General features: G+C 57.8%; 14 protein-coding genes. All 14 read left to right on the top strand.

The window, feature by feature from the left end:
- The first annotated feature begins 35 nt into the window (after nt 1-35).
- The 14 genes from JW885_04925 to JW885_04860 all read left to right on the top strand — a co-directional run bounded on the left by JW885_04925 (nt 36) and on the right by JW885_04860 (nt 16,066).
- The gene (locus JW885_04925) at nt 36-806 is read left to right on the top strand and encodes an ABC transporter permease (GenBank protein MBN1881497.1); all 771 of its coding nucleotides are present in this window, start codon (nt 36-38) and stop codon (nt 804-806) included.
- 65 nt (nt 807-871) lie between these two features.
- Nucleotides 872-1,603 carry an ABC transporter ATP-binding protein gene (locus JW885_04920; protein MBN1881496.1) on the top strand — a complete coding sequence of 244 codons (732 nt, stop codon included), beginning with the start codon at nt 872-874 and terminating at the stop codon, nt 1,601-1,603.
- Between the two features lie 59 nt (nt 1,604-1,662).
- Nucleotides 1,663-2,493 carry an MCE family protein gene (locus JW885_04915; GenBank protein MBN1881495.1) on the top strand — a complete coding sequence of 277 codons (831 nt, stop codon included), beginning with the start codon at nt 1,663-1,665 and terminating at the stop codon, nt 2,491-2,493.
- A 1-nt stretch (nt 2,494) separates the two neighbouring features.
- Nucleotides 2,495-3,850 carry a hypothetical protein gene (locus JW885_04910; protein ID MBN1881494.1) on the top strand — a complete coding sequence of 452 codons (1,356 nt, stop codon included), beginning with the start codon at nt 2,495-2,497 and terminating at the stop codon, nt 3,848-3,850.
- Complete coding sequence (locus JW885_04905) at nt 3,847-5,466, top strand: DUF4445 domain-containing protein (GenBank protein MBN1881493.1); 1,620 nt, start codon at nt 3,847-3,849, stop codon at nt 5,464-5,466. The genes JW885_04910 and JW885_04905 overlap by 4 nt, the downstream gene beginning before the upstream one ends.
- 221 nt (nt 5,467-5,687) lie before the next feature.
- Nucleotides 5,688-7,619, top strand: a complete 1,932-nt coding sequence (locus JW885_04900; protein ID MBN1881492.1) for a DUF2339 domain-containing protein — start codon at nt 5,688-5,690, stop codon at nt 7,617-7,619.
- The gene (locus tag JW885_04895) at nt 7,606-8,982 is read left to right on the top strand and encodes a DUF3999 family protein (GenBank protein ID MBN1881491.1); all 1,377 of its coding nucleotides are present in this window, start codon (nt 7,606-7,608) and stop codon (nt 8,980-8,982) included. The genes JW885_04900 and JW885_04895 overlap by 14 nt, the downstream gene beginning before the upstream one ends.
- 347 nt (nt 8,983-9,329) lie before the next feature.
- The gene (gene purH, locus JW885_04890) at nt 9,330-10,892 is read left to right on the top strand and encodes a bifunctional phosphoribosylaminoimidazolecarboxamide formyltransferase/IMP cyclohydrolase (GenBank protein ID MBN1881490.1); all 1,563 of its coding nucleotides are present in this window, start codon (nt 9,330-9,332) and stop codon (nt 10,890-10,892) included.
- Between the two features lie 34 nt (nt 10,893-10,926).
- Nucleotides 10,927-12,204, top strand: a complete 1,278-nt coding sequence (gene purD, locus JW885_04885; protein MBN1881489.1) for a phosphoribosylamine--glycine ligase — start codon at nt 10,927-10,929, stop codon at nt 12,202-12,204.
- Entirely contained in the window at nt 12,194-12,694 is a 501-nt protein-coding gene (gene purE, locus JW885_04880; protein MBN1881488.1) for a 5-(carboxyamino)imidazole ribonucleotide mutase, read from the top strand. Before purD ends, purE begins: the two co-directional genes overlap by 11 nt.
- 43 nt (nt 12,695-12,737) lie before the next feature.
- A complete protein-coding gene (locus JW885_04875; GenBank protein ID MBN1881487.1) occupies nt 12,738-13,154 on the top strand; it encodes a cytochrome c3 family protein in 417 nt (138 codons plus the stop codon).
- 22 nt (nt 13,155-13,176) lie between these two features.
- On the top strand, nt 13,177-14,493 hold the full coding sequence (locus JW885_04870; GenBank protein MBN1881486.1) for a cytochrome c biogenesis protein ResB: 1,317 nt from the start codon (nt 13,177-13,179) through the stop codon (nt 14,491-14,493).
- A complete protein-coding gene (ccsB, locus tag JW885_04865) occupies nt 14,487-15,308 on the top strand; it encodes a c-type cytochrome biogenesis protein CcsB (GenBank protein ID MBN1881485.1) in 822 nt (273 codons plus the stop codon). The genes JW885_04870 and ccsB overlap by 7 nt, the downstream gene beginning before the upstream one ends.
- An 11-nt stretch (nt 15,309-15,319) precedes the next feature.
- Nucleotides 15,320-16,066 carry a glycerophosphodiester phosphodiesterase gene (locus tag JW885_04860; GenBank protein MBN1881484.1) on the top strand — a complete coding sequence of 249 codons (747 nt, stop codon included), beginning with the start codon at nt 15,320-15,322 and terminating at the stop codon, nt 16,064-16,066.
- Nucleotides 16,067-16,170 lie beyond the last annotated feature (104 nt).

The raw sequence follows: 16,170 nt of genomic DNA, 5'->3' as shown, positions 1-16,170 counted from the left end.
GCCCGGAGATATTCTTCAACAGAAGGTTATCGTACATGTCTTACAAGCCGTTTATCATCCATTGGTTGAAAGATCAGTTGGCAGAATTCGGACGCATCACCATCATGTTCTATAACGCCGTCCGTTTGTCGGTGATCCCCCCGCTCAGGTTCAGAAACTGTATCAAACAGATGGAATTCGTTGGGGTGAAATCCTTCAGCATCGTGATGTTCACCGGCATTTTCACCGGGGCGGTGCTGGCCCTGCACGGGTATGAAACCTTCTCGATGATAAACATGGAGACGATGGTTGGGGGTACGGTTGCCGTGGCCATGGCCCGAGAGATGGGCCCGGTACTGGCGTCCATTATGGTCGTGGCGCGGGCCGGCTCGGCCATGGCGGCGGAGCTGGGAACCATGCGGGTGACCGAACAGATCGATGCCCTCATCACCATGTCGATCAACCCGGTCAAGTACCTGGTGGTTCCCCGACTTGTCGCCGGCATTACCATGATGCCGATACTGGCATCGATTTTTTCCCTTACCGGCTTTGCGGGATCCTACTTCGTCGGCGTAAAATTACTGGGCATCAACAGCGGCCTCTTCATGGCCAACGTCACTGAAATCGTCAACCTCGAAGATTATACCAACGGGATGATCAAGTCGGTGGTATTCGGCCTTCTCTTGACGCTGATCGCCTGCTTTCACGGCTTCAACGCCCGGGGAGGTGCCGAGGGGGTGGGCAAAGCCACCAACAAGGCCGTGGTGACCGGCTGCGTCTCCATCGTCGTGGCCGATTACTTTCTCTCAGCACTGATGTTCGGATAATCCGACCAACACCGGCGAAGCATGTTTTTGCTTTCACATTCCTTACATGAGCGTGTTATATCGGCATGATTCGTATCGTTAATTTAAAAAAATCCTTCGGAGATCAGGAGGTTCTCAAGGGAGTCAACCTGACGATTCAGACCGGCAGCATTAACGTTATCCTGGGGCGCAGCGGCGCCGGGAAGAGCGTTTTGATCAAGCACATCATCGGCCTGTTGAAGCCGGACAGCGGCGAGATTTATATCGATGACGTGGAGATTACCCAATTGGGCGACCGGCAAATGGACAAAATACGAGAGCAGTTCAGCATGCTCTTTCAGGAGGGAGCCCTGTTTGATTCCATCACCGTGTGGGATAACGTGGCGTTTCCCCTCAAGGAGCGTCTCAACCTCCCGAAAAGTGAGATCGAAAAGCTGGTGACGAAGGGCATCAAGGAGGTGGGGCTGGCCGGTATGGAACACAAAATCCCCGCCGAGCTTTCCGGGGGTATGAAAAAACGGGTGGCCCTGGCCCGGGCGCTGGTGACGAATCCGAGAATCGTCCTGTTTGACGAGCCCACGGCGGGCCTGGATCCGATTACGGAAAACTCAATCCGCGACCTGATCATACGTCTCCACCGAACTCAGAAAAGCACATACGTCATGATCAGCCATAATATTGAATTTACCATGAACATCGCCGATAAGATCGCCCTGTTATTCGACGGGAAGATCATTGCCGAGGGCACTCCGGATGAATTGTGCTCTTCGGAGAATACCGTGATTGCCCGCTATATGAACGGAAACAGTGAGCGATAACGAGGGCTTTTTTACGTAAGAATTCATGTCAACCTCAAAGAAGGAGGGGACAGAGCTCCATGGAAGACAATACCTATACGGAAGTACGGGTCGGTTTCTTCATCCTGCTTGGTATCTTTATTATTACAATCATCACCCTATTCGTCGGTGATCGCTCCCTGACCCACAAGACCGGCTACACCCTGTACGCAGAGTTTGATAATGTGTCGGGTCTGGACCTGAACGGGCCGGTAACGGTGGCGGGCGTCGATATCGGGCATGTTACCGATATCGAACTTGCCGGAGAACGGGCGCGGGTGAAGATGACGATACGCAAAGAAGTGCCCATCTATCGGGACGGTACGGCCGAGATGAGAACATACGGCGCCCTGGGAGATATGTACGTGATGATCACCCCGGGAGATCCCGTGACCGGCGAGCTTGCCGACGGGGATACCATCACCAACACGATCTCTCCGGTCGATCTCAGCGAGGTACTCAGAAATGTGGAGTATATCGCAGATGAAATCTCCGGCGTGGCCGAAAACATCAATGCGGTCTTCGGCACCGAGGAAGCCAAGGAGGACATGCGGGCGACCATCAGCAACATCCGTGAGGCATCCGAGAACATCAGGATCATGACGGCGAAGGTGAATGCAGGAGAGGGAACCCTGGGAAAATTGATGACCGATGAATCCCTCTACTACGACGTCAAGGACTCCACCAGGGCCCTGAAGGATGTGGCGGACAAGGTGGAGGAGGGAGAGGGAACCATCGGACGGCTGGTCCAGGACGACTCCCTCTACACCGAGGCGGAAAACGCCATGAGGGAACTCAGGAAATCCGCGGAAGGAATCCAGGAGCAGACGCCCATCTCCGTCATGGCAACGATCTTCGGCCTGATCTTCTGATATGATACATCCTCTTCGACATGGTGTCTGCCGGGCGGTTTTGTGCGTCCTGATGCCCGTCCTGATGTTCGGCACCGTCTCCTGCGCCACGGCAGGCACAGACAGGATAAACGCCTGGCCGCTGTTCTACTACAGCCAGGACGAGGCCCGACAGACAGTGACGGTGTCGGTGCTGACGCCGCTGATATACTTTCACCGTACCGAAGAAACCCGTGAGATCGCCCTCCGCCCGGTCTTTTCCTACTTCAGAGATGACACCGAAGACGTGACCGTCCTGGATATGGTCTACCCGATCGGGAAATACAAACAGCGGGGTCTGGACCGGGAATTCATGCTCTTTCCGATCATCAAGGACGAAACCCACGAAGTCCTTGACGACAAGCTCCGTACCAATCACGATTACTTTCCCCTCTACTGGGGGACCTCCGAGGACAATGAGCCATACGGGGGATTATTCCCCGTTTACGGAACGCTGAAAAAAAGGTTCGGCAAGGACGAGGCGATGTTCCTGTTCTGGCCGGTTTACTCGATGAGCACGGAAGAGGGATTTCGCTCCGATACATTTCTGTGGCCGATCGTTCGTGTGGTGACCGGCGAGGGGGGCTGGGGATTTCGGGTCCTGCCGCTGTTCGGTCACGAGGAGATCACCGGCAGAGAATACAAAACCACCGCCCTCTTCCCCTTCATCACGGTCAGGGGGCAATATCTGGAAACCGAGGCGCCCCTCACCGATGTGCTGGTGCTGCCGCTCTTCGCCTACCAACAATCGCCCTATTCCGAAACGATCTCCATCGTCTGGCCGTTCTCCCTGGTATCCTACGCGTATGACGAGCGGGTCAACTACCGGAAATATTCCTTCCTGTGGCCGTTTGTTACTTTTTCGACGTCGGACATCTCCAGCACCACGGAGATCGCCCCGATCTATCGCCGCTCGGAAACCATCGAGGGAGAAGACATCACCACCAGCATGTACCTGTTCTACCCGGTCTACAAGGAATATCACTTCGCATCCGAAACCAAGCGGGAGGACACCTATCGATTTTTCCTGATCGATAAGTTTCAGACCATCACCTACACCAACGGAACCAGGGCGCGCTGGGATTACCTGTTCCCGGTCTACAACCGGAGGCTGTATGAATCCGGCGTCGAACAGACGACGATTCTCTACCCTCTGCCGTTGTATGACGACGGTTTTAAAAGAAACTATCTGCCGCTGTTTGAGGTGTATTCCTCGAACATCGACGACGAGGGGACCCGGGAGATGCGGATACTGCATCATCTGTATATCAAAACAGTCCGGGATAACATCGAGTATATCGACGCCCCATTCTATTACAAGGAACGCTCACTCCCATGAGCCCCTGCATTCTCACCATCCTTCCCGACGACATGACCCTGTCGGTGGAGACCGGCACCCCGCTGGTGGAGGCGCTCAATCGCGCTGGAATTCACCTGACGCTCCCCTGCGGCGGCGAGGGCCGCTGCGGCAAGTGCCTGGTGCGGATATCAACCAACGCCCCGCCGCCGACGGAGAACGATCGCCGGTTCCTTCGGGAGTCGGTCCTGACCGAGGGACTCCGGCTGGCCTGCAGCGTTCTGGTTACGGACAGCATGGAGGTCCACGTTCCCCCGGCGCTCAGAATAAACGAGGCGGCGGGAAGCTGGGACGACGTCAGGATATCCACGGATCACTCGGAAAGTGAGGAGCGCCTGGGTCTTGCGGTGGATTTGGGAACCACCAGCATCGCCGCGGCCCTGGTCTCTCTGAACTCGGGCCGCATATACGCCCAATCCTCCACCCTCAATCCCCAGGCGCCCTACGGCGCCGATGTCATCTCCCGTATCAACGCCGTATCGAAAAACCCTGATAGCCTCAATACGCTCACACGGCTTGCGGGGGGCGCGATAAACGAACTCGCAGAGCGGATGGTCAAGCGCCTGGGAACGACTCCGGATCGCATCACGCGCATCACGGTGGCGGGAAATCCGACGATGGAGCACCTCTTTTTCGGTATCGACCCCACATCCATCGCCCTCGCCCCCTTCTCCCCGGCCTTTACCGACGCCCAGGTGAAGAAGGCGGGCGACCTGGGCCTGAAAACGGACCCGGACGCCGATGTGTACCTGTTCCCGGTAATCTCCGGCTACGTGGGCGGAGACACCCTGGCCTTCATCCATTCGGCGCGCATGCACAAAGACAGCCAGGTCATGCTGGGCATCGATATCGGCACCAACGGCGAGATCGTCCTGAGCGCCGGTGGACGGATACTGGCATGCTCCGCGGCCGCCGGGCCCGCCTTTGAGGGGGCCCAGATCACGCACGGGATGCGGGCGGACCTGGGCGCCATTGAGGGGGTCGTCATATCCGATACCGATGTCACCGTCACCGTCAAGGGAGACGTCCCGCCCAGGGGGATATGCGGCTCCGGCCTGTTCGACGCCGTGTCCGAGATGCTCCGGGCGCGGGTCCTGACCGAAGCGGGAAGGATCACGTCCCCGGGCGCCAAAAACCCCCTGGCCGAGCGCATCAGAAAGGACGAAAACGGCACCGAGTTCGTCCTCTCTTCCGCCAACCACAACGACAGCCGGATAGGCGGCATCTTGGGCATCACCCAGAAGGATATCCGACAGGTGCAGCTCGCCAAGGGGGCGATTCAAACCGGGGCAGAGATACTCCTCATGGAGGCCTCCCTCGCCTGGGAGGATGTGGACAGGGTACTCATCGCCGGGGCCTTCGGCAACTACCTCAAGCCCGAAAGCATCGTGGGCGTGGGGATCATCCCTCCGGGGCTCATTGGGTCTATCCATTTCGTGGGTGACGCGGCCCTCACGGGCGCCGCTTCCGTGGTGGCCGATGAGAGCGCCCGGGAGGAGATCGAAGCCCTGGCGGAACGTATCGAATACATCGAGCTGTCTTCGGATTCCAGATTCAACGAGCGCTTTATCAAGCGCCTTTCGTTTTCCTATACATAGCCTTACGGTTATGTATAGACAAGCCCAATCAGAGCCGTAAGGCTGTGATTGGACAGGCCCAGTCATGGCCGTGAGGCTGTGAATGGACAGGCTTGATCGGGTGGGCGGAACCGGTAGTGTCTCATCTATGCCGGACAAACCCTACCATACCACGGTTCCCGTAGAACGCGCCGGACGAATGAAAGCCCCGGCCGAACAGAGAAGGCTCGGGAGAATACCATATGGACGACAACGGACGCCGCAACAACAACAGCACGGGCGGTGACGACCGCATCGATACCATCCTCCAGGAGATGAAGCTTCTCAGGAGCGAGGTCTCTTCTCTGAAAGAGAGGCTCTCCCGCCTGGAAGAGACGGAACAGGAACGCCCTGAGCGGACGGACGACATCACCGCCGCGGACCGGGCGAAAAAGCCGGCCGCCGCCGTCCCCGCACGGAAAGAGGAAAAACCGAAAAAACCCGGCCCGGTAAAACGGGTAAAATCGGAGGGGGAGTCTCTGGAAACGCGCATCGGCGGCCGGTGGCTCAATAGGATCGGCATCGTTGCGGTGGTCATCGGTGTGGCTTTTTTCATCAAGTACGCCTTCGACAACAACTGGATCGGCCCCACCGGGAGGATCGTCCTGGGAATACTCTCCGGCCTTGGACTCGTCGGCTGGGGTCAATATCTCTACCGTACATATCGAATCTACGCCCAGGGGCTCATCGGCGGGGGCATCGCCATATTATATGTCTCGATCTTCGCCGCCCATGATTTCTACGCCCTCATCCCCTATGGGGCGGCCCTGGTCGCCGTGGCATTCATCACCGCGGCGGCGGTGATCCTCTCCGCCGTTGGCGACGACATCGCTCTTTTCATCATCGTCCTCGTCGGTGGATTCGCGACACCGCTTCTCCTCGGATTTGCAGACGACCACCAGGTGTCGCTGTTGACCTTTGTGACCGTCCTGAACCTGGGGGTCCTTGCGGCGGCCTATCAGAAAAACTGGAAGATCATCAACTTCCTGGCGTTTTTCGCCACCCTCATCATCTTCGGCCTGTGGGCGGATAAATATTACATCCATGAATCCCATCTCGTCCCCACCCAGGTGTTTCTCACCATCTTCCTCGTCATCTTTGCGGCGCTCTCATTTTCCTACAACATCACCCATCGGAAAAAGACGAGCGTGTGGGATCTCCTGCTGATATTCGCAACGGCCTTTTCGTTTTTCAGCGCCTCATACGCCAACCTGACCCCTGAATACGAATCCCTCATGGGCGTCTTCGCCGGGGGCATGGCGGCAATCTACTTCGGTCTGGGATACCTGACCCACAGGCGAAACGCCGGGGACTCTCTGTTGATCCTCGGTTTCTACTCGGTGGCACTGGCCTTCGTCATGGTGATGATACCTATCGAGCTCGACGGCGCGTGGATTACCGTGGGCTGGGCCACCCAGGCCGCGGCCCTGGTCTGGATCGGGCTGGCGGTACAGAGCCGGGCGGTGGGGATCGGCGGGCTGGCGCTCTTTCTGGTGGTGCTGGGGAGATTGTTCATCCTCGATTTCGACGTGGATATCACAGCCGAAACCTTTCGCATCATTCTCAATGAACGATTCCTGACGGCCCTGTATGTGGCCGCCGCCCTGGGCTTCGGTGTGTATATGACACAGCGCGCCCTGAAAAAAGACCCGGGCGATACGTTCCGAAAGGTCTCTGCAACAATGTTCTTCATCGCCGCGCATTTTGTGATGATCGCGGCGCTCTCGGCGGAAGCATATGACTATTTTGAGATGAAACGCGCAGCCGTGCCGGTGGTCCAGGGAGACATATATAAATTCGCCGACGCGGTTCTCTACGCCCAGCGCCTGTCGCTCTCGGGGATATGGATGGTCTATTCGGCTGTGCTTATCGTCTTCGGCATCGCAGCAAAAAACCGCACCGCCCGGATATTCGCCATCTCCCTCTTTGCCGTAACCATCATCAAGGTGTTTTTCTTCGACCTCTCCCGGCTCGAGCGGTTCTACCGCATCGTGTCGTTCATCGGCCTGGGCGTCATCCTCCTGGCCGTTTCGTACCTGTATACCCGATTCAAGGACTCCATCATCGACCTTGTCATCGGGGATGAGCAAAAACCTGTCCAGAATACGCTTCGGGAAGATAATGAAGACCTGTAATCGTGAACGAATTGTTACACCGAGCCGCGCCTCCCGTCCCACCCTTCAGGCACTTGCGGTGACGGTAGCCGCTGCAATGGCTGTGGTGTTTCTCATCGGCGCAGCTTCCACGGCGGCCCTCGCCCTCGACTCTTCCCGCTACCGGTGGCAGTCCCCCATCGCGGGAAAAACCGGAGACCTGTCCGACAGTAACTGCGGAAAAGCCGGTGGATACGTGACGTTCAACGTGACGCCGGAGATATACGATCGATCTCTTTCGGATCTCTCCGACATCAGGATCGTCACCGATGACGGGCGTGAAATCCCCTTCGTCATCTGGACCGAACGTGCCGAGAAAACATCACATCGCATCGTCTCGGATATCATCAATACCGCTTACGTTCCCCAGAGCCACACAACCTTCACCATCGACCTGGGGGATGAATACGTCAGAACAAATGCCGTCACCGTCACAACATCGTCCGTCGATTTCGTTCGCAGAGTCACCGTGGAGGGATCTCCGGACAATCGGCATTTCGCCGTCCTCACCAACGACATACAAATTTTCGACTTCACCACCGATCACGGCGTCGCCGACACCACGGTATCCTATCCCACCACCGACTATCGCTACATCCGGGTAACGCTGTGGGACAACGGGGACACGCCGCTTTCGGATGTGGGCGGATCCGTTTCCATCCGGGAGAGTGTCAAGGGAGAACGCGTCCCCCTGAACATACGAAAAATCGAGACGACCACTGATGATACAACCACCCACATCCTCGTCGATCTCGGGTACAGGCACATTCCCTCGAACGCGGTGGAGTTCGAAGCCGGTGACGCAACCTTCTCCCGGGAAGTTACAATCCGCGCCTCGAACGATCCGCCCGCCCGGGACACGTTCTCGGATGACGACTCATTTCGAGTTGTCTCAAGCGGTGTCATCCATCGAATAACCACAGAATCTTTCAAAACCGAGCGGCTTACCCTGGAATATCCCGAAACAAAGGAACGCTACCTGGAGTTTATCATACACGACCGGGACGACGCGCCCCTCGATATGACGGTATCGAATATCACGGGCGTCCCCCGGCATGTGACATTCGCAGTGAAAGAAGGGGAGAGTTATTTCCTCCTGACCGGCAACGTCCGGGCCCACACACCGTCCTATGATTTACGCACAACCTTTCCATTTTTGGACAAGTCGACGTTTTCCCCCTGCGAGGCGGGCGCGCTCAGGGAAAATCCGTACTACGTTCCGAGCCGGGAGATACCGTACTCGGAACGCTACCGGATGTTGATATGGGTCGCCCTGGGTCTCGCGGCCCTGGTCCTGGGGATTGTCGTCATCCGCGCCATGCGGCGGACGGTTAGATCTAAATAGCGGGTCTTTTCATGGACTCTTAAAGAGAGGGGGAGCCGCGTGATTTTCAGGATATTGAATTCTTGATTTTCACACCAATTCCTGTTATAAAAGCGGTTCCGCCTGCAAAGATAAGTCGAAAGTGGACCGCCCGTTCGGCATGAGCCGGGAATCATTCCCACTTTTTACCGCAGTGATTGCCTCGGCTATTGCCGCAGCGATTACCGGGCAGGCCGGAGAGATTGGACCGGCGGCGAGTAGATCCACATCGCTGCGACATATGTGATACGAAGACCATCAGCTTTGCCGCTGCAAGTGCCGGAAAAGCATAACAGGCGGCGCGAACAACGATTGAGGAGTGAAGGTACATGGCTCTCATCAAAACAGCACTGATCAGCGTCTCTGACAAAACCGGAATAGTCTCGTTTTCCCAGGAGCTTTCCGCCATGGGCGTTTCGATTATATCAACCGGCGGTACCGCGAAACTGCTTTCTGATAACGGCATCTCCGTCACCGATATATCCGACTACACCGGATTCCCGGAGATGATGGACGGCCGCCTCAAGACCCTGCATCCGAAGGTACACGGAGGACTGCTGGCCGTCCGAGACAATACCGCCCATATGGAAAAGGCATCCGAGCATCAGATGACCCTCATCGACATGGTGGTGGTCAACCTCTACCCCTTCGAGGAGACGGTGGAGAAAAAAGACGTGACCCTGGCGGACGCGATTGAAAACATCGATATCGGCGGACCCACAATGCTCAGGGCCGCGGCAAAAAACAACCGCTTTGTCACGGTCATCGTCGATCCCGCCGATTACGATCGCGTTCTCGGTGAAATGAAGGATAACAAGGGGGAGGTTTCAGAGTCAACGAACTTTGAGCTTGCCAAAAAAACCTTTACCCGCACCGCGGCTTACGACGGGGCGATTTCCAATTTTCTGACGTCCCTCGACGAGAATAACAAGCGCATCCGCTTCCCCAAAAGCATCACCTTCCAGTTTCAGAAGGTTCAGTCTCTGCGCTATGGGGAGAATCCCCACCAGCAGGCGGCCTTCTACGCGGAGCATGAAAAATACCCCGCGACCCTCACCTCCGCCAAGGTGCTCCAGGGCAAGGAGCTCTCCTACAACAACATCATGGACACGGATGCGGCAATGGACGTGGTCAGGAATATCGAAAAGCCCGCGGTGGCGATCATCAAGCACGCCAATCCCTGCGGGATGGCCATCGGCGGGGAAAGCCTGGCCCAGACATACAAAAACGCCCGGGAGACCGACCCGATCTCCGCGTTCGGCGGCATCGTCGCCCTGAATCGACCGGTGGACCAGGAGACCGCGGAAGCCCTGGCCGAGACGTTTCTCGAGGTGGTTGTTGCCCCCGGTTTCTCGGACGAGGCAAAGGATATCCTTGCAGACAAGAAAAACCTGAGGCTCCTGGTGGTGCCGACGGGACCGGCGGGAGACGAGGACGGTTTCAACTTAAGAAGGGTCCACGGCGGGCTCCTGGTGCAGGACTGGGATACCGCGTCAATCGACGTCAGAAAGGCGAAGGTGGTCACCAAGCGGGCGCCCACGGAGGAAGAGTGGAACGCCCTGGAGCTGGCGTGGCGGGCGGTCAAGCATGTGAAGTCGAACGCCATCGTATTCGCCAACGAGCACCAGCTTGTGGGTGTGGGCGCGGGCCAGATGAGCCGGGTCGATTCGGTGAACATCGCAAAAATGAAGGCGCAGCTTACCACCGAGGGCGCCGTCATGGGGTCAGACGCCTTTTTCCCCCATCCGGACGGCATAGAGGCCGCGGCCCGGGCCGGAATCACGGCGGTTATTCAGCCCGGCGGAAGCATCAGGGACGACGATGCGATCAAAGAGGCGGACAAACACAACATGGCTATGGTACTGACCGAACAGCGACATTTTCGTCATTGACAAAGCCGATATTCGATAGATGACGAGGTAAACCATGAAGGTACTGATCATTGGCGGAGGCGGCCGGGAACACGCCCTGGCCTGGAAGCTCTCCCAGGAACAGCGGATCTCAAAGATATTCACCGCTCCGGGAAACGGCGGCACATCAAAGATCGGAACGAACGTCCCAAGCAAGGTCGATGACATCGACTACCTGGCGGATATCGCCGTCCGGGAGGAAATCGACCTGACCATCGTCGGCCCCGAGGAACCGCTCACCAAGGGCATCGTCGATACGTTTACGAAACGGGGTTTGAGGATATTCGGCCCGAATAGATCTGCCGCCCGAATCGAGGGAAGCAAGTCCTTCAGCAAGAACCTCATGAAAAAGTACAACATCCCCACCGCCGAATTCGACGTATTCGACTCTCCCGAAGACGCCCGTAACTACATCATCAATTTCGGCCGTCCCATGGTCATCAAGGCCGACGGCCTGGCGGCGGGCAAGGGTGTTCTGCCGTGTCATACGCTTCAGGACGCCGTCGACGCCGTGGATCGCATCATGGTCAAGAAGGAATTCGGCGCCGCGGGCAACCGGTTGGTGGTGGAGGAGTTGCTGAAGGGAGAGGAGGCCTCGTTTCTGGCGTTCAGCGACGGCGAAACGGTCCTGCCGCTTGCCACCTCCCAGGATCACAAGCCGGTATACAACAACGACAACGGCCCCAACACCGGGGGCATGGGCGCATATTCCCCCGCGCCGGTGATCACAGACGAGCTTTTCGAGCGGACCATGCGGGAGATCATGATCCCCACGGTTCGGGCCATGAAGGCGGAGGGGCATCCGTATGTCGGCATACTCTACGCGGGATTGATGATCTCCAAGGGGGAGCCGAAGGTGCTGGAGTTTAACGCCCGCTTCGGCGATCCCGAGGCCCAGCCGCTTTTGATGCGCCTGAAAAGCGACCTGAGCCCGATCATTGACGCCGCCATCGATGGAAAGCTCGCAGGCCACACTCTCGACTGGGATCCCCGTCCTGCGGTCTGCGTGGTGATGGCAAGCGGCGGTTACCCGGGCAAGTACCAAATCGGGCGACAGATTTTCGGCGTAAACAGGGCCGAGTCATTAGACGACGTGGTCGTCTTTCATGCGGGCACCACCATGGTGGGGAAATTCCTCAACAGCGCCGGCGGCCGGGTGCTGGGCGTGACGGCCCTGGGAGAAGACCTGAAGGGCGCGATAGACCTCGCCTATGAGGCGGTTGATCTCATCGACTTTCACGAGGCGCACTACAGAACCGACATCGGCGCGAAAGGATTGAAGTATGGCTCATGAACAGGTCCTGATCGTCATGGGGAGCGCATCCGATCTCCCGGTGATGCAGGAGGCGAAGAAAACCCTGGATGAGCTCAATATCTCCGCTCAGATGCGTATCGCCTCGGCCCATCGAACCCCCGATGCCACCGATGAGTTGGCGAAAGCCGCAAGAGATCGGGGGACACAAGTCATCATCGCCGGCGCAGGGTACGCCGCCCACCTGGCGGGGGTCATCGCCTCAAAGACCACCCTCCCGGTCATCGGCGTGCCCCTGGCCTCTTCGGATCTTGTGGGCGTCGACTCGCTCCTCTCCACGGTACAGATGCCGCCCGGAATCCCGGTGGCCACCGTGGGCATCGGAAAGGCCGGCGCGAAGAACGCGGCGATCCTGGCGGCGCAGATCATCGCCGTCACCGACGAGAGCGTACAGAAGGCCTTGGAGGCCCGGCGGGCCGAAACCAGAGACTCCATTCTCCAGGCGGACAAAAAACTCCGTGAGACCGAATAGTCCACGGGTTGACATGCGCCTGGTTTGAAGTAAAGGAATAATTGTGGCTCCTTCACGGACGAAAAAATCGGGGGTGACGACGCTGACGATAGGTATCGTAATAGCTGCGGCGATTGCTTTCGGCTGGGCCCTGACTCTGGCCCAGGGAGACGCCGGCTCAGGCTCCGCCCTCATCACCCTGGATGAATATGACAGGGGCACAGGCCCTGTGACCTTCATCCACGAAGAACACGGCGCCACCGGGACATCCCCGCCGTCGTGCAGGATGTGTCATCACACATCAAACCTGGGTGAGACTCCCCCCGCCTGCGGTGAGTGCCACGTCTCGCACCCGAATGACGATACCCCTTCGACCCTGGCCGCCTTCCACCTGTCGTGCGTCGGGTGTCACGTCCGGGAGATCAAAGAAGGAAACAGCTCGGTGGAGATCACCTGCACCTCCTGTCACCGATCGGATTGATATTTTTTCCAGGAAAACGACCATGTCTTCAATCATCAAGGAATCTCTGGCATATCTGCGCTCCGTTAGGTTCACCGTCGTAGTGCTGATCCTCATCGCCGTCGTGAGTGCCGCGGGAACTCTGGTGGGTCAAAATCAGTCCCCGGAGTATTACGTCTCCCGGTTCGGCCACCGGGGATATCATATCCTCACGTCTCTCTCCATAACCGACATATACCACAGTGTCACCTTCAACGCCCTTCTGCTCCTGCTGATAATAAACATCATCCTCTGCACCGTCGCCTTCGCCCCCAGGCGACTGCGGGCGGCCCTCTCCCGCACCGAGCCCCGATACGCCCCGACAGTGAGCGAAACGTTCTCCTCCGAAAAGGATGTCGGGGCCATCACAAAAACCATACGGCGGGAGATGTCCCGACCGTCCCGCAGGCTCGCGGAATCATCGGAGGGCGACACCATAACCGTCTCCGTCTTCCCTCGCCCGATGTTCTCCCTGGGGGCGGTCATCGTGCACGTGAGCATCCTGTTGATTCTCCTGGGGGGACTCCTGTCGTTTTTGTTCGGCTTTTCCGGCGATATGGCCCTTCGGGAGGGATCCGCCACGGACGTTATCGTGTTCAAAAACACCGCCTACAGCCTCGATTTCTCGATCAGGCTCAATGAATTCATCCTCGAACAGTATGAAGACGGCACTCCGAAGGAGTATATCAGCAACATTACATTCATAACGGACACGGAAACCGAAGACGCCTCCATCATGGTGAACCATCCCGCCGAATTCAACGGGGTGCGGTTCTACCAGATCAGCTTATGGATGGACCTCGAGCGGGCGATAATGGAGATCACATCGACAGACGGCACAACGCTCTATTCCGGGGACATGTTCCCTCTCATCCCGGTATCGCTGTCCGAACGAGACCTGTTGGTGATGATCGTCGATTATTCCCCGGACCTTGCGGGCACGGGACCCGCCGTGCACCTGTTCGTTCAAACCAGCGGCGGAGAATACGGCCTCTGGGTCTCTCTGGTCGAGGGGGCCGTGGAGATACCGGGGTCGGACGGCCTCTACATCACGCTTACGGACTACTTCCAGGTCCCCTATTCCGGGATATCCGCGGTCAGGCAGCCGGGGCTCCCCTTCATCTGGATCGGTTTCATTCTGATCTGTATCGGCTTTCTCTTTCCATTAATGGGCACGGGCCCGCGTTTTAAGGCGGTCATCGAAAAGAGTGGCGAGGGATCCTCGTCTCTGACCGTTTCCGGCGCCCCGGGACGTATCAGTATCGGCTTCGATGACGCCTTTCACACCCTCGTTCACCGCATCAAGGATACGCTATGCTGAGCTCGGAAATACTCACGTATGTGACGTTCGTGTACGGACTTTCGTTTCTTCTGTTCATGCTCTTTCACCTGACAAAGCGAAAGGGTTTCGTTACGGCCGGGGATATCGCCGCCGGACTGGGGGCGATCGCCCATCTCACAGCCCTTATCATCCGCTGGATCGAATCGTACCGGATTCTCGAGAACGGTCACGTACCCCTGACCAATCTCTACGAATCCCTCATCGTCTTCTCCCTGTTTCTGACCCTGACCTATCTGATCTTTCGCCTGAAGACGAGATATTCGTTTCTGGGCACGTTCATGATGCCCCTGCCGCTTCTGGCCCTGGCCTATGCGTCCCTGATGCCGGATGTGGAGCGGAGCATTCGCCCGCTGATTCCGGCGCTCCAGAGCAACTGGCTGACGGTTCACGTACTGACGTGCTTCTTCTCCTACGCCGCCTTCGCCTTCTCCTTCGTGGTGGCGATCCTTTACCTGTGGCGAAAAAACAGGGAGGAGAGCATCCTCCCTCCTGAGAAGACCCTGGACGAGCTGATTTACCGGGGAATCCTCGTGGGGATGCCGCTTCTGACCATCGGCATCATCACCGGATCCGCATGGGCGCACTACGCGTGGGGGTCGTATTGGTCATGGGATCCGAAGGAGACCTGGTCCCTGGTGACCTGGATCGTGTACGCCCTGTTTCTCCATGCGCGGCTGATGGCCGGATGGCAGGGAAGGCGCACCGCACTCCTTTCGATCATCGGCTTTCTCGCGGTGTTGTTTACCTTCTTCGGCGTCAACTTCGTCCTGGCAGGTCTTCACTCATATCTATAGGGGGAACTCTCATGATACGAGACCTTATCAGTTCAGGAACCCTCGCCGTCGCCCATCGGGGGGATCCGCTGGTCAAGCCCCAGAACACCGAATCCGCCTTTCGATCGGCGCTGGCGTACGACATCGACATGATAGAGACTGATATCAACCAGACCAAGGACGGCGTCCCGGTGATCATTCACGACCAATCGGTGGATCACCTGAGCGACGGAACGGGCCTGGTTGCGGATATGACCCTCGCACAGATCAAGAAGCTCGATTTCGGCTCGTGGATGAGCGAAGCGTTTGCCGGCGAGCGGATCATGACCCTCGACGAGCTTCTCGAACTGATCGGAAACACCGATGTGGCCCTGAACCTTGAAATCAAGAGCGGCCCGATCGTTTACCCGAAAATCGCCGAGAATGCGCTTTCCCGCATACACGATCACGCCATGAGCAACCGGGTCATCATCAGCTCGTTCGACCACCGCCTCGTCAAAACAATCAAGTCCATCGACCCGAAGGTAATGACCGCCATCCTCTACCACGCAGGACTCATCGACCATATCGCCCCCGCCAAAAACGCCCTTGCTGACGGTATCCACCCGGAGCACGGCACCGTCACCGGGGAGCTGATCGATGCCGCAAAAGATGCGGGGCTCTTCGTCAACACCTGGACCGTGGACGATGCCGGGCGTATGCGGGAGCTTCGCGACATGGGAGTATCGGGGATCATCTCGAACCTCCCGGCCCTCCTCGTCGACACCCTGAAACGATAGATCCGCGTTTAATCCCACACATGCGGAACGCCCCGGCGGTATCCCACCGGGGCGTTTCAATGCCACACGGACGACAATCAATCGCCGTCCGTTTTTTCCAGGAG

This window comes from Candidatus Zymogenaceae bacterium (genome assembly GCA_016931225.1).
Taxonomy (GTDB): Bacteria; Desulfobacterota; Zymogenia; order Zymogenales; family Zymogenaceae; genus JAFGFE01.
Note: the sequence above shows the minus strand (reverse complement) of the source record. Positions and strands in the feature narration are given on the sequence as shown.